Below are 14,919 nucleotides of genomic sequence, written 5' to 3' on the forward strand. Positions count from 1 at the left end.
CGGCTCCTTTTGCTGATCTTTATCGGTTGGCCTCTTGTTTGACGGGCCATGCCGAAAATGCGGAACCGTAATGATCAATTTGCCTGCGGCACGCGCTCGACCGTGGTCCACCAGCGGCCAAAGCCACCAATACGGATCGGCAGTGCTTCGGCCAAAAGACGCAAGGCGCGTTCGCTGTCATCCAGTGGCAGCACGGCGGAAACCCGCAAGCCCTGCATGGCTTGCCGGTCAAAGCGCAAAATACCCCGACGTTGCGCGGCAAGCGCATCGAGCACCTGGTCCAGCGGTACGCCATCAGCCACCAACTGGTGCTGCTGCCAGGCCTGCTCCACGCGTTGCGGGTCGACGGCCGGCAACGCTCCCAGGCCATCGCGAGCCACCCAGACGCGCTCGCCACGCCTGGCCACCCTCTGATCACTCGACACCGCGCTACGCACCTCAACACGGGATTCGAGCATGGTCAGCTCGCTACGCTGACCGGTATGACTGACCACAAAGCGGGTGCCCAAGGCACGGAAACTGCCTTCCTCGGTCAGTACCAGCAACGGCCGATCGCAGTCATGAGCCACCTCGATGAGAATTTGCCCCTTGCGCAGCAGGATGCGCCGCTCGCTGGGGGAGAACTGCACATCCACCAAAGAGTTGCCGGCCAGGGTGATCCGCGACCCATCGGCCAGCGTTTCGCTGTGCCACTGGGCGGGCGCGGTGTGCAGGTCGGCGAACCAGGCCTGGGGGGTGACGCCGGCAAAGGGCAAGGCACCCAGCAGCGCTGCAGTCAGGGCCAGGCCGAGTAGCGTACGGCGGCTGACCGAGCTGCCCTGCGACGCCACTTTGAGCGCAGCAGCCACGGGCCGACGCTGCTGGCGCAGGCCCTGCAACTGGCTGATCACGCCCTGCATGCGATGCAAGGTCGCCTGGTGGCGGGGGTCGGTATTCAGCCAGGCTTGCAGCTCGGCATGTTCCTGGGCGTCCAGGTCACCCTCGCCCAGGCGCAACACCCACTCGGCGGCCTGCTCTTCGATGGACCCGGTGTTCACGGCTCGGCGTAATCCAGCGAACGGTGGCAATGCACCAGGGCCTGCGCGAGGTACTTGCGGACCATGCGCGTGGAGATCGCCAGGCGCTCGGCGATCTGCGGTTGGCTCAGTTCGTCCAGGTAGTAACAGACAAAGGCCTCACGCGCCTTGCTGTGCAAGCCCTCCAGCAGGAAGGCAATCTGTTCGAGGGCTTGCAAGGTGATATGGATCTGTTCCGGCGACTGGTGCCCTTCCAGGGCTTCGGCGGCCAGTGCCAGCTCTTGCAGGTAGGCCTGTTCGATCTGTTGGCGACGGACCCGGTCGATCAGCAGCCGCCGCGCCGTGGTGCTGAGGAAGGCACGGGGCTCGCGCATGTTCAGCAGCGCATCGCGCGAGGCGAGGATGCGCACGAACGTGTCTTGAGTCAGGTCGGCGGCACTGTGCGGGCAACGCAGCTTGCGCCGCAACCAGCCGAACAACCAGCCATGGTGCTCGCTGTACAGCTGTTCAAGCGGATACGGGCTCGGCGTGTCGGCTGTAGGCATGGGCATCGCGACGCAAGTGAGAATTGTTAACGAATAGTAGCTATTCGCCTACTCACTCTGCAACCGCAATGGCCGCCATACTGCCAACACGCCCAGTTGCAGGAGCGCCCCGGCAAAGCCGCTCCTACAGTAACTGCGTCAGCGCCATCAGTGCCCGGGACTGAGTATTCGCTCCAGCTCCGCCGCACGCTCGCGGGTCATGTCCAGCACACACATGCCGCCCTCCAGCTGCGCCATGGTCCCGCCACTGGCCTGCACATGGAACTTGCAGTTCGCATCACGATAGGCGATCCACTGTCGCTGCACATCGCGCAGGCTCTTCTGCGGCCCGCTCTCGAGCTTGCCCACCAGTTGCTTGTAGACCCTATTCAGGCGCTGGTCCTGAAGCTGGGTCTCCGCCTGGATGCAACTGCTCATGGCCACCGTGCTGGAGGCCTTGTCCATGCACTGGCTGTAAGCCGGCGAGTTGTCGTCGGCCAGCGCCATTGGCGCCAAAAAGGCCAGGAGCATCAGATACCGTGTGTTCATCGCAAATCCCTTCATAGCGTCTGTACCGGCTCTGGCGGCATCAGCACCTTGCCCGGTTCGAATTGCAGCGATGGCATCTGGGTCGCCGCATAAGCGGTCACGGCCAACGCCGCGATCAGGGCGACATCCAGCCAGTTCCAGGACGGCACATCGTCACTGCTGCGCGCGACCCAGCACTGCCAGGCCTGGCCAGCACAGAACACCGCGATCGCCGCCAGCCACAGGTAGAAGCCGGCGCCGAAGCCGGTGCGGTGGGAGAATTCATAGCTGATGTTATCCGGCAGGCGTTCGATACCAAAGCTGCTGGCAGCCAGGTACAACGCACCCAGCCCCAGCAGCAAGGCCAGCCGGCGCAGGCGCCGATGGCAGATGATGGCTAACGCCAGCAGCGGGTTGGCAAACCACTGGAACATCCCGAAGGGAATGCCCCAAGGGCCATACAAGAACATCTGCAGCGCCGGCATGTGCCTGCCGGCGCTCATCAGGGCACCGTCGAAGGCCAGGCTGAGCAGGTACAGGGCTAGGCTCAGGCTCAGGTAGAACGCCGGCAAGCGGGATACATTCATGCTACAGGCGGTTCGAGCAGCAGGCCGTAGATGCCCGAGTCGGTCAACTCGCCCGCCACGCACCAACGCGCCCGCAACGTGCCTTCGAGGACGAAGCCCTGCCGTTCGAGGGTGCGTGCAGAGCCTTGGTTGCGTGGGTCGATCTCGCCTTCCAGACGGCGCATGTGCAGGGTATGGGCGATGTAGTCGATGAAACAGGTCAGCGCTTCGTCCATGTAGCCCCTGCCCTGTACGGCGCTGGCCAGGCAGTAGCCGATCTCGCCACGGCGCGAGACATCGTCGATGTTGAACAGCTGGACCATGCCGATCAATTCGCCATTGTCGCGGCGGTACATGCCCAGCTTGAGCTGGTCGCCATTGGTGTAGGCTTCGCGGTCGGCAGCCAGGGCGCTCTCGGCTTCGGCCAGGTCGTGCCAGGGGGCATGGTGCCAGTAACGCATGACCTCGGGGTCGGCCATGATCGTCAGCCATTGCGCAGCGTCGGCGTGGCGCATCGGGCGCAGCTGCAGACGCGGGCTGTCTAGGCAGAGGTCAGTGGGGAAACTGCGGGGTGGGGTCACACCGGATCTCCTGTCCATTGCTGGGGAGATGACAGTTTAACGTTATGTGGGGGGCTGCGGGTGTATGTCTTGGGATGTGTGGTGGGGCGGAAACCGAGCGCCGCCCGCGCGGCGCATCGCGGATAAATCCGCTCCTACATTTGTTGCAACGTGCCGAACCTGTTACGCCATGGTGGCCTGCCTTGGCGCATGACTTGAGCCGTGCAAACCGGCTGACAACCATGGCCTCACAGGCATGGCCACGTTGCAACAAATGTAGGAGCGGATTTATCCGCGATGCGCCGCGCGGGCGGCGCTCGGTCTCAAGAGCGCTGCATCTCTGTGGGCGCCCCACTACAGGTGCCGCAGATAGCGAAACTGGCTCAGGCCACCTCGGCCCCATCATCGGGCCAATGCGGCTCGTTGGCCCCCGGCGGGGTCAGTGGCGGCAGCCCATAGGCCGCCCGCGCATCGTCACAGCTCGGGTTATGCACCCCACCCTCCCACGATGCCTCGAACTCGCGGCACGGGCTGGAACGGTTGGCGTAGATGGTACACGCCACTTCGGTGCCGATCTCGCCCTGCAGGCTCACGCAGCGGCAAGGTTTGGCGTCGGTGCCGATCATGGCAACACGGGTGGGGTTGATCTGTACCACCAGGTCGTCCGGCACAAGGCCGCCGGCAGACTGGCATTCGCCCCAGAAGAAGGACACACGGAAATACCCGCAGCAGGCGCCGCAGTCAAGGCAAGGGTTGTATTCGGACATGATGGCACGGAGGGAAGGTTGTTGTTATCGGGCTTGGCCCGCGCGCCATTTGTAATCGAAGCCAGGTCGGCTGAGAAGAGGGGTAATGCAAAAATAGTTTGCCGTTGATCCGGCAGGCCCGGGCCCGCCGAAGCGGGCCCGGGTGCAGCATCATTTCTGGATCAATCCATCGGCGCGGAACATCTGGCGAATACCGCGAATCGCCTGGCGAATCCGGTCCTGGTTCTCGATCAGGGCGAAGCGCACATGGTCGTCGCCATAGTCACCAAAACCGATGCCCGGCGACACGCAGACCTTGGCCTCGGCCAGCAGTTTCTTGGCGAACTCCAGCGATCCCAGGTGCGCGTACTGTTCCGGGATTTTCGCCCACACATACATCGACGCCTTGGGGTTCTCGACCATCCAGCCCAGCTCGTGCAGGCCCTTGACCAGCAGGTTGCGGCGCTGGCGGTACTGCTCGGCAATATCGCGTACACATTGCTGGTCGCCTTCCAGCGCGGCGATGGCGGCCACCTGCAGCGGGGTGAAGGTGCCGTAGTCGTGGTAGCTCTTGATCCGCGCCAGGGCACTGACCAGCTCGGGGTTGCCGACCATGAAGCCGATCCGCCAGCCGGCCATGTTGTAGCTCTTGGACAGGGTGAAGAACTCCACCGCGATGTCCTTGGCGCCCGGCACCTGCATGATCGATGGGGCCTTCCAGCCGTCGTAGACGATGTCGGCGTAGGCCAGGTCGTGCACCACCAGTACGTCGTACTGCTTGGCCAGGGCCACCACGCGCTCGAAGAAGTCCAGCTCCACGCACTGGGCAGTGGGGTTGGACGGGAAACCGAGAATCATCATCTTCGGCTTGGGGATCGATTCGCGGATCGCCCGTTCCAGCTCGTTGAAGAAGTCCACGCCCGGTACCAGCGGCACGGAACGCACCTGGGCGCCGGCAATCACTGCGCCGTAGATATGGATCGGGTAGCTGGGGTTGGGCACCAGCACCGTGTCGCCCTGGTCGAGGGTGGCGAGCATCAGGTGCGCCAGGCCCTCTTTCGAGCCGATGGTGACGATGGCTTCGCTTTCCGGGTCGATGTCGACCTCGTAGCGCTCCTTGTACCAGTTGGAGATGGCCCGGCGCAGGCGCGGGATGCCGCGTGAGGTTGAGTAGCCATGGGTGTCTTCGCGCTGGGCAACCTGCACCAGCTTCTCGACGATATGCGGCGGAGTCGCGCCATCGGGGTTGCCCATGCTCAGGTCGATGATGTCCTCGCCACGGCGGCGGGCAGCCATCTTGAGCTCGGCAGTGATGTTGAAGACGTAAGGGGGGAGACGATCGATGCGCGCAAAGCGGCGCGGCGAACCTGGATTGGCCATGGTTTCCTCTGCAGACGTAAGCGCCCGGAACCGTCCGAGCGACGCTGGCCGCTGCGGCGGCCTGGATCAGAAGATAGTGCCGAAACAGGATGCTTGTAAAGGACAATTTCCTGTTTAGTTAGATGTTTTCAGAATTATTTATTGAAAATCAAGGATCTATGTTTTCAGGCCAGGCCTCTTCGCGGGCAAGCCCGCTCCCACAGGGACCGCGCCACATTCAATGCTGGCACTTCACCTGTGGGAGCGGGCTTGCCCGCGAAGAAGCCAACCCCTGAAATCGCAGGCATAAAAAAACCCGGCACAGTGGCCGGGTTCTTGAGTGAAGCACTCGCCTCGATCAGCGCGCGTAGGTCATCAGCACGTCTGCAGCGGTCTGGCTGTCCACACCCATCATCACGCTCAGGGCAGTGACAGTGAGGATCGAGAAGCCAAACACCTTGCGGGCCCACTTGCTGTCGTCTTCAGCCTTGTAGCCACCCCAGGCCATGTACAGCCAGTACAGGCCCATGGCTGCTGCCACGGCCAGGTAGCCGAGGCCGGCGTAACCGCCGAGGGTGAGCATCAAGGTAGCGAGCAGGAAGGCCAGCACGTACAGCACGATCTGCTTCTTCGCTGCAAGGACACCACGTGCCACCGGCAGGACCGGAATGTTGGCAGCGCTGTAATCCTTGAAGCGGAAGATTGCGATGGCGAAGCTGTGCGGCATCTGCCACAGGCTGAACATCACCAGCAGGGTCACTGCAGCCAGGTCGAAGCTATTGCTTACGGCGCAGTAGCCGATCACCGGAGGCATGGCACCGGACAGGCTGCCGACCAAGGTGCCGTGCACCGATTTGCGCTTCAGCCAGAGGCTGTAGAAACCAACGTAGACCACGAAGCCTACAGCTGCGCAGAACGCCGACAGCGGGTTGGCCTGGACATACAGCAGGCTGAAGCCCGCCACCCCGAGGAGGGTGGCGTAGACCAGCGCGAGGGTCAGCGACATGCCGCCCTGCACCATGACGCGGTTCTTGGTGCGCTCCATCTTGTGGTCGATGTCACGGTCGATGCAGTTGTTGAACACGCATCCGGACGCCACCACCAGCGAAGTACCGATCACCACCGCCAGGAACAGGGCGAAATCCACATGGCCCTTCGAGGCAAGGAAGAAACCGCCTGCCACGGAAAGCACGTTACCGAAAATGATCCCCGGTTTGGTGATTTGGATAAAGTGCTTAACGGACATGCAGTCTTACCTCACTTGGCCATCATTTCGAAGTGGATGCTGAACATGATCCACAGCGACAGGCCGACCAGCAGAGCGATTACCAGCGCGGTGAACAGGAACGTCGACACATTGGAGCGCTGCTCTTTCGAGCGGTCCATGTGCAGGAAGTACACGAGGTGTACCACTACCTGAATCACAGCCATGGCCACGATGATCAGAACGGTCAGGTTCTTCGGCAGGCTTGGCGACATGGCCAGGCCGAACGGGATCGCGGTCAGGATGATCGACAGGATGAAGCCGATCATGTACGACTTGACGCTGCCGTGGTTACCTTCGTGATGAGTGTCGTGTGCGTTAGCCATTACAGAACTCCCAGCAGGTAGACGACGGTGAATACGCAGATCCAGACCACGTCCAGGAAGTGCCAGAACAGGCTCAGGCAGCTCATGCGGGTCTTGGCGGTCGGCGTGATGCCGTGCTTGTTGATCTGGTACATCATGATTGCCATCCAGATCAGGCCGGCGGTCACGTGCAGACCGTGGGTACCTACCAGGGCGAAGAAGCCCGACAGGAAGCCACTGCGGGTCGGGCCGAAGCCTTCGCCGATCAGGTGATGGAATTCATAGATTTCCATCGCGATGAAGCCTGCACCGAACAGGAAGGTCACAGCCAACCAGCCCAGTACGCCAGCTTTCTTGCCGTCGAACATCTTCAGCATGGCGAAGCCGAAGGTGATCGAGGACAGCAGCAGGAACAGCGTTTCAACAGCTACGAAGTCGAGCTGGAAGATGTCGTGACCCGACGGGCCGCCGGCAAAACTGCCGGACAGCACCGCGTAGGTGGCGAAGAGCGACGCAAACAGGATGCAGTCGGTCATCAGGTACAGCCAGAAACCGAGGACGGTCATCTGGCCCGAGTCGTGGTGGTGGTCATCGTGAGCATGGTCATGACCATGCGCGCCACCGTGGATTACTTGACTGGACATTGATTACACCCGTTCAAACGATTCGACACGTGCGCCGGCAGGCAGAGCACCTGCTTTGGCCAGCGCTTTGAGACGCTCGCCTTCGATGCGCGCCACTTCTTCGGCCGGAACCATGTAGCCCTGGTCGTCACGCGCAGCGTGGCGAACGAAGACCGCGATGGTTGCCAGCAGGCTCGCGCCAACCAGCCACCAGATGTGCCAGATGAAAGCGAAGCCGAAGACAGTCAGGAACATACCCATGAACAGACCGGTAGCGGTGTTGTTCGGCATGTGGATCGCTTCGTACTTGCCCGGCACCTTGTAGGCAACGCCGGCTTCCTTGGCTTCGTTCCAGCAGTCCAGGCCAACTTTCTCAGGCATGTGGGCGAAGTTGTAGAACGGAGGTGGCGACGAAGTCGACCATTCCAGGGTACGGCCGCCCCATGGGTCGCCGGTCACGTCCAGGTTCTGCTCGCGATCGCGGATCGAAACGACGATCTGGATCAGCTGGCAAGCGATACCGAACAGGATCAGCACGGCGCCGACAACGGCTACGTACAGGTAGGGTTCCCACAGTGGGTTGTCGGAGTGGTTCAGACGACGGGTCATGCCCATGAAGCCCAGGGCGTACAGCGGCATGAACGCTACGTAGAAGCCAGAGATCCAGAACCAGAATGCAGCTTTGCCCCACTTCTCGTTCAGCTTGAAGCCGAACGCTTTTGGCCACCAGTAGGCGAAGCCGGCGATGTAGCCGAATACCGCACCACCAATGATCACGTTGTGGAAGTGAGCAATTACGAACAGGCTGTTGTGCAGGACGAAGTCAGCACCTGGAACAGCCAGCAGAACGCCAGTCATGCCACCGATCGAGAAGGTGATCATGAAGCCCAGGGTCCACAGCATCGGTGCGGTGAAACGCACACGGCCCTGGTACATGGTGAACAGCCAGTTGAACAGCTTCACACCAGTCGGAATGGAGATCAGCATCGTCGCCAGGCCGAAGAAGGTGTTGACGCTGGCGCCGGCACCCATGGTGAAGAAGTGGTGCAGCCATACAGCGAAGCCCAGAACGGCAATGGCGCCCGATGCGTAGATCATCGAGTGGTGGCCGAACAGACGCTTGCCGGAGAAGGTCGAAGTCACTTCCGAGAACACGCCGAAGGCCGGCAGGATCAGGATGTAAACCTCGGGGTGACCCCACGCCCAGAACAGGTTGACGTACATCATCGGGTTCCCACCAAGCTCGTTGGTGAAAATGTGGAAGTCCAGATAACGGTCAACAGTCAGCAGAGCGAGTGCAGCGGTCAGGATCGGGAACGAAGCCACGATCAGCACGTTGGCCCAGGTGCAGGTCCAGGTGAAGATCGGCATGTCCATCAGCTTCATGCCAGGTGCGCGCATCTTCATCACGGTGACGAGGAAGTTCACGCCGGTCAGTGTCGTACCCAAGCCTGAGAGCTGTAGCGCCCAGATGTAGTAGTCGACACCCACCCCAGGGCTGTACTGAATGCCCGCGAGCGGCGGATAGGCAACCCAGCCGGTCTTGGCGAATTCACCAACGCCCAGCGAGATGTTGACCAGCAGCACGCCTGCCAGCAGCAGGTAGAAGCTCAGGGAGTTCAGGAACGGGAAGGCAACGTCACGTGCACCGATCTGCAGAGGAACCGCGAGGTTCATCAGGCCGGTGAAGAACGGCATCGCCATGAAGATGATCATGATCACACCGTGAGCGGTGAAGATCTGGTCATAGTGTTCAGGCGGCAGGTAGCCTTCGGAGCCACCGGTAGCGGCAGCCAGCTGAGTACGCATCATGATGGCGTCGGCGAAGCCGCGCAGCAGCATGACCATCGCGACGACGATGTACATCACCCCGATTTTCTTGTGGTCGACGGTGGTCAACCACTCGGTCCACAAGTAGGTCCACTTGCGGAAATAGGTGATAGCACCAACGACAGCAATACCCCCGAGCGCGATCATGGCAAGCGTCACCATGACTATCGGCTCGTGGAAGGGTATCGCCTCCAGGGTTAATTTACCGAACATCTCTTACTCCTCTGCACCGGCAGCTGGTTGCATACTCGATTCCACACCCTTGGTTGTGGCCAGATCTTTGCTGCCTGCTTCTTCGTGGACCGGCTTGCCGCGGTTCATGCCTTCGTACTTGTCGACGATGGTCTGGAACAGCTCTGCTGGTGCCTCGCTGTACAGCGCGACTGGGTTGTATTCGCTAGGCTTGGCCAGGGCTTCGTATTCGGCCTTGCCCAGTTTCAGTGGCGACTGCTTCACTTCGGCGACCCACTTGTCGAAGTCTTCCTGAGAGGTAGCAGTAGCCTTGAATTTCATGCCGGTGAAGCCAGCGCCGCTGTAGTTGGCACTGATACCGTCGAACTCGCCGTTTTCGTTGGCGATCAGGTGCAGCTTGGTGGTCATGCCGGCCATGGCGTAGATCTGGCCACCCAGGCCCGGGATGAAGAACGAGTTCATCACGGCGTCGGAGGTGACGCGGAAGTTGACCGGGGTGTTAGCCGGGAAGTTGATCTTGTTGACCGTGGCAATGCCCTGTTCCGGGTAGATGAACAGCCATTTCCAGTCCAGCGCGACCACGTCGATCTGAATCGGCTTCACGTCCGAATCAAGCGGACGGTACGGGTCCAGCTTGTGGGTCGACTTGTAGGTGACGTAACCCAGGGCGATGATGATGATGATCGGGATGATCCACACCGCGGCTTCGATCTTGGTCGAGTGCGACCAGTCTGGGGTGTAGGTGGCAGCCTTGTTGGAAGCACGGTACTTCCAGGCGAACGCCACGGTCATGATGATGACCGGAATGACCACCAGCAGCATCAGGCCGGTAGCGATCAGGATCAGGTTCTTTTGCTCAATGCCGACCTGACCTTTCGGGTCGAGCAGGGTCCAGTTGCACCCACTGAGTAAAAGCATGCCTAAAAAGGGCAATATGCCAAACAGTCTGGGGTAACGCTTTTTACTCATCTCACGACCTCTAGATCAGCTTGCTTCAATGCAATTTGTGTTTTGGTAGCCAACACTTCGTCCTGCCAAGTGCGGCATTTCGCGCCCGTACTCGCTCCTGCCCGGGTCTGACTGCAGGACCTTGGCGAAAAGCGTGTTAGCGGTGCTTATGGTTTCGTAGGCAACAGGCCTGTACTTCAGACCAAGTCCATTTGGTGCGGGAAAACGCGGAGGGGGGTCCGCCCGGTATCGCCGTTGGGCGAAACTTGACGAAGTCAGCAAAAAGGAGCGCTGGGGCTTCCTTCAATCCTGCGACTCGCAAGCAGTGCCGAACGGAAATTGGGGGCGATTGTAGATAGGTCGCAAACCCTTGACTATGACTTATTGAGCAACAGTCCTTTACAGAATCCGTAACAATAGCACTCTACAAATCAACTTCGCGACAGTTTGTCGCACCCCGCTTGCTAGCCCTCAAACCCGCATTTTGCAAGGCTTTGAGGTTGATCTGGAGCAAGCGGGAGAGGACTTTTCGCTCTTCTCATCCGGTGTAAAAGACCACACCGAAATCGGGACTTATGTCTAAGACTGGCGCCGGTTGCGGTAGATGCCGAACGGTACCAGGATGGCGGTCAGGACGAACGCCACCAGTGCCCACTGCGCCAGCGACAAACCGAGGATCGGTGGGTACGGCGTGCTGCAGAAGCCATCGACCTGGAACGCCAGCGGCCAGAGCTTGGCCAGGGGCAGGTCGTCGACGATCGGCTGCAGGGTATCGATGCCGCAACTGACCATGGGGTTGGCGAGTATATACACATGGTTGCCAGCCGCAATGATTCCGCCGATTGCGCTGAGCACCACCAGGCCCTCGAACAGGGTCAGGCTGCGACGCCCGGGCATGGCGGCGGCAATGAACGCGAAGATGGCTATAAAGAGCAAGGCATAGCGTTGCAGGATGCACAACGGGCAAGGTGCCTCGCCCAGTACCACCTGCATGTATAGCGCTCCGCCGATCAGGGCGAGGCAGATCACCCCCAGCAGCACCAGAAAGCGCCGTTCGCGGTTCAGGCGCAAGGATTGTTCGTTCATTGCCGATTCCTTCGATGGATAGATGGCAGCGTGGTCCGCCCGCCTGAATGCGATTCTACACGCAGGCATGGCCCATTAGCGTGTCGAGGTGGCGGCGAGACAGCACTGCGCAGGGCTATCCGGAGATGCTGAGACCGGCTGCAGTAACGTCGGTTCAACGTCGGCCGGTAAAAAAGCGGCTGCCCGGGTGCCGCGCAGGGGCAAGCCCCTCGACACCCGGGAGTGAAGGATACAGTGATTAAAGGAGGATTAAAGATGAAAGGTGCCGAGGCACCCTTCATCTTTCCTTATATATAAGCCGCGCCTGGAACAGTTATTCCAGGGCAGCCGCCGGGCCGAAGAACTCGTAACGGCTCTGCTGCTCTGGCACACCCAGGCCCTTCAGCTGGCGCTTGACCGCCGCCATGAAACCTTTCGGCCCGAGGAAGTAGGCGTCCACATCGCGCTCACGCGGCAGCCACTCACCCAGCAGGTCCTGGCTCAGCAGGCCAACCGCGTCGGCATTCTGCGCACCCTCTTGCTCGGCATAGCAGTAGAAGCGCTTGAGCTGCGGGTGGCGCTCGGCCAGGCCATCGATCCAGTCGCGGAACGCGTGCACCGCACCGTTACGTGCGCAGTGAATGAAATGCACCGGGCGCTGGGTCTTCAGGGCCGCTTCGAGCATCGCCAGGGTCGGGGTAATGCCAACACCTCCGCTGATCAGCACCAGTGGCTTGTCGCTGGCCGCCAGGGTGAAGTCACCCGCTGGCGGGAACAGCTGCAGGGAATCTCCCACCACCAGCTCATCATGCAGGTAGTTGGAGACCTTGCCGCCCTCCTCGCGCTTGACGCTGATGCGGTACCCCTGGCCGTCGCACAGGGCCGACAGCGAGTAGTTGCGGCGCTGCTCGGCACCGTCAATGAACAGCTGCAGGCCGATGTACTGGCCTGGTTCGGCCTTGAGCACTGGCTGGCCATCCACCGGGGCAAAGTAGAACGAGGTGATCTCGCTGCTTTCCTGTTCGCGACGGGCCAAGCGGAATTCGCGGGTTCCGCGCCAGCCGCCGGCGGCCTCTTCCTTCTGTTTATAGAGGTTTTCTTCGGCACCGATGAGGATGTCGGCCAGCTGGCCATAGGCAGCGGCCCAGGCGGCGATGACTTCAGGCGTGGCGATTTCCTTGCCCAGCACTTCTTCGATGGCTCGCAGCAGGCAGCTGCCGACGATCGGGTAGTGTTCCGGCAGAATCTGCAGGGCAACGTGTTTGTTGATGATCTGGCCGACCAGGCCACCTAGCTGTTCAAGCTGGTCGATGTGCCGGGCATACATCAGCACGCCATTGGCCAGCGCCCGCGGCTGGTCGCCACTGGCCTGGTGGGCCTGGTTGAACAGCGGGCGTACCTCTGGGTACTCGCTGAGCATCATCTTGTAGAAGTGGGTGGTCAGGGTTTCACCACCGGTTTCCAGCAGGGGGACAGTGGCTTTGATGATTGCACGTTGTTCGGCATTAAGCATTTGCGACAACTCCTGAGCCTGAGGCTTGAAAAGGTTGCCCTTGTAATTACAGCAATCGTGCCAACTATTTTCCCTAATGAAATCAATGCATTGGATAACATCATGTCAAAATGACCCGACCAAGCGTATAGTCAGATCGACCTACAGGAGTCCATATGACTACAAAGCCATTGCTCACTACCTTGCTGCCGCTGGTCAGCGACCTGTCCCGCGATCTGCCCGATCAGGAGCGCTACCGCCGCTTGCTGCAGGCCATGCGCGGGCTGCTGCCCTGCGATGCCGCGGCGCTGCTGCGCCTGGATGGCGAATGGCTGGTGCCGTTGGCCGTCGATGGGCTTTCGCCCGACACCCTTGGCCGTCGCTTCAAGGTCAGCGAGCACCCGCGCTTCCAGATCCTGCTCAGCCGCCCGGAACCGACACGCTTTGCCAGCGACTCCGAGCTGCCCGACCCTTACGATGGCCTGGTCAACGCCCCTGACGCCGACCTTGAAGTGCACGACTGCATGGGCTGCCCGCTGATGGTCGACGAGCGCCCATGGGGCCTGGTAACCCTCGACGCCCTCACCCCCGGCCAGTTCCAGAGCCTGGAGCTGGACGCCCTGCAGGCCTTCGCCAGCCTGGCCGCCGCCACCGTGACCGTGGCCGAGCGCATCGAGCACCTGGCCCTGCGCGCCGAGGACGAGCATCAGCGCGCCGAGGTGTACCGCCAGGCCAGTGGCCAGGACAAGGAACTGATCGGCCAGAGCCCGGCGCACAAACGGCTGCTGGAGGAAATCCGCCTGGTTGGCGGTAGCGACCTGACGGTATTGATCACCGGCGAGACCGGCGTCGGCAAGGAGTTGGTGGCCATGGCCCTGCACCAGGCCAGCAACCGCGCAAACAAGCCTTTGGTCAGCCTCAACTGCGCCGCCCTCCCCGATACCCTGGTGGAAAGCGAACTGTTTGGCCATGTGCGTGGTGCCTTCACCGGTGCTCACGGCGAGCGCCGCGGCAAGTTCGAGCTGGCCAACGGCGGCACGCTGTTCCTCGATGAAGTGGGCGAATTGCCGTTGACCGTTCAAGCCAAGCTGTTACGTGTACTGCAGAGTGGCCAGCTGCAACGCCTGGGCTCTGACCGCGAACACCGCGTCGATGTACGTCTGATCGCTGCCACCAACCGCGACCTGGCCGCCGAGGTACGGGAAGGCAACTACCGCGCCGACTTTTACCATCGCCTGAGCGTATACCCGCTACAGGTACCACCATTACGCGAACGTGGGCGTGATGTGGTACTTCTTGCCGGTTACTTCCTCGAACAGAACCGATCACGCCTTGGTTTGAACAGCCTTCGGCTGAGCAGCGACGCGCAGGCAGCACTGCTGGCATATGACTGGCCGGGTAACGTGCGCGAGCTCGAACACTTGATCGGTCGCTCGGCCCTCAAGGCCATGGGCCAGCACCCGGAGCGCCCACGGATCCTGACCCTGGAAGCCAGCGACCTCGACCTGCGCGCCGCTCAGCCTGCAACAGTTGCCGCCCAGGCTGATGCCACACTGGCCACAGCGCCCATGCCTGCGGGTGGCCTGCGCGAAGCCGTGGACGATTACCAACGCCAGGTGATCGATACCTGCCTGCAACGCCACCAGGAAAACTGGGCAGCAGCGGCCCGCGAGCTCGGCCTGGACCGTGCCAACCTGAGTCGCCTGGCTCGTCGCCTGGGGCTTCGCTGAGCCACATTTACTAAAGGACTATCCGTAAAGCCATCTGGTGGCAATCTGCTGGGCTGCTATATCTCCCTAATCTCCGGTTACGCGGCTGTTTCTCGGCCACGCTGCGCGCGAAACGTTCCGTCAGACGGCCGAGTTGCGCCAGCCAAGGATCACGAAAGTCGATCCCGCGTA

15 protein-coding genes are annotated in these 14,919 nt (G+C 61.3%); 1 reads left to right on the forward strand and 14 read right to left on the reverse strand.

The genetic code is table 11. The features are described 5' to 3' along the window. Window positions 1-74 precede the first annotated feature (74 nt). The 14 genes from BUQ73_RS22040 to hmpA all read right to left on the reverse strand — a co-directional run bounded on the left by BUQ73_RS22040 (window position 75) and on the right by hmpA (window position 13,039). A complete protein-coding gene (locus BUQ73_RS22040) occupies window positions 75-1,037 on the reverse strand; it encodes a FecR family protein (protein ID WP_079229668.1) in 963 nt (320 codons plus the stop codon). After that, entirely contained in the window at window positions 1,034-1,561 is a 528-nt protein-coding gene (locus BUQ73_RS22045; protein ID WP_079230607.1) for a sigma-70 family RNA polymerase sigma factor, read from the reverse strand. The genes BUQ73_RS22040 and BUQ73_RS22045 overlap by 4 nt, the downstream gene beginning before the upstream one ends. Window positions 1,562-1,708: 147 nt before the next feature. Next, window positions 1,709-2,089 (reverse strand): lysozyme inhibitor LprI family protein, encoded by a 381-nt coding sequence (locus BUQ73_RS22050; protein WP_079230608.1) that lies wholly within the window; start codon window positions 2,087-2,089, stop codon window positions 1,709-1,711. An 11-nt stretch (window positions 2,090-2,100) separates the two neighbouring features. Continuing rightward, entirely contained in the window at window positions 2,101-2,640 is a 540-nt protein-coding gene (locus BUQ73_RS22055) for a hypothetical protein (protein ID WP_079229669.1), read from the reverse strand. Window positions 2,641-2,651: 11 nt separating this feature from the next. Continuing rightward, window positions 2,652-3,215: a GNAT family N-acetyltransferase gene (locus BUQ73_RS22060; protein WP_079229670.1), complete on the reverse strand. Its 564-nt coding sequence runs from the start codon at window positions 3,213-3,215 to the stop codon at window positions 2,652-2,654. A gap of 362 nt (window positions 3,216-3,577) precedes the next feature. Next, window positions 3,578-3,961: a YkgJ family cysteine cluster protein gene (locus tag BUQ73_RS22065; RefSeq protein WP_079229671.1), complete on the reverse strand. Its 384-nt coding sequence runs from the start codon at window positions 3,959-3,961 to the stop codon at window positions 3,578-3,580. A 150-nt stretch (window positions 3,962-4,111) separates the two neighbouring features. After that, on the reverse strand, window positions 4,112-5,320 hold the full coding sequence (alaC, locus tag BUQ73_RS22070; RefSeq protein ID WP_079229672.1) for an alanine transaminase: 1,209 nt from the start codon (window positions 5,318-5,320) through the stop codon (window positions 4,112-4,114). A gap of 337 nt (window positions 5,321-5,657) precedes the next feature. Further along, entirely contained in the window at window positions 5,658-6,545 is an 888-nt protein-coding gene (gene cyoE / locus BUQ73_RS22075) for a heme o synthase (protein WP_079229673.1), read from the reverse strand. Window positions 6,546-6,556: 11 nt separating this feature from the next. Next, window positions 6,557-6,889, reverse strand: a complete 333-nt coding sequence (gene cyoD, locus BUQ73_RS22080) for a cytochrome o ubiquinol oxidase subunit IV (RefSeq protein WP_027920307.1) — start codon at window positions 6,887-6,889, stop codon at window positions 6,557-6,559. Continuing rightward, a complete protein-coding gene (gene cyoC, locus BUQ73_RS22085) occupies window positions 6,889-7,512 on the reverse strand; it encodes a cytochrome o ubiquinol oxidase subunit III (RefSeq protein ID WP_027920308.1) in 624 nt (207 codons plus the stop codon). The genes cyoD and cyoC overlap by 1 nt, the downstream gene beginning before the upstream one ends. Before the next feature lie 3 nt (window positions 7,513-7,515). Continuing rightward, the gene (cyoB, locus tag BUQ73_RS22090; RefSeq protein ID WP_027920309.1) at window positions 7,516-9,534 is read right to left on the reverse strand and encodes a cytochrome o ubiquinol oxidase subunit I; all 2,019 of its coding nucleotides are present in this window, start codon (window positions 9,532-9,534) and stop codon (window positions 7,516-7,518) included. A 3-nt stretch (window positions 9,535-9,537) separates the two neighbouring features. Beyond that, window positions 9,538-10,482, reverse strand: a complete 945-nt coding sequence (cyoA, locus tag BUQ73_RS22095) for a ubiquinol oxidase subunit II (protein WP_027920310.1) — start codon at window positions 10,480-10,482, stop codon at window positions 9,538-9,540. A gap of 558 nt (window positions 10,483-11,040) precedes the next feature. Next, a complete protein-coding gene (locus BUQ73_RS22105; protein ID WP_060486057.1) occupies window positions 11,041-11,547 on the reverse strand; it encodes a disulfide bond formation protein B in 507 nt (168 codons plus the stop codon). 313 nt (window positions 11,548-11,860) lie between these two features. Next, a complete protein-coding gene (gene hmpA, locus BUQ73_RS22110; RefSeq protein WP_079229674.1) occupies window positions 11,861-13,039 on the reverse strand; it encodes an NO-inducible flavohemoprotein in 1,179 nt (392 codons plus the stop codon). A gap of 155 nt (window positions 13,040-13,194) precedes the next feature. Between hmpA and norR the strand changes: the two genes are divergently transcribed. Then, window positions 13,195-14,748, forward strand: a complete 1,554-nt coding sequence (gene norR, locus BUQ73_RS22115; RefSeq protein ID WP_079229675.1) for a nitric oxide reductase transcriptional regulator NorR — start codon at window positions 13,195-13,197, stop codon at window positions 14,746-14,748. The last annotated feature ends 171 nt before the right edge of the window (window positions 14,749-14,919 follow it).

The organism is Pseudomonas putida (assembly GCF_002025705.1).
GTDB classification, from domain to species: Bacteria; Pseudomonadota; Gammaproteobacteria; order Pseudomonadales; family Pseudomonadaceae; genus Aquipseudomonas; species Aquipseudomonas putida_J.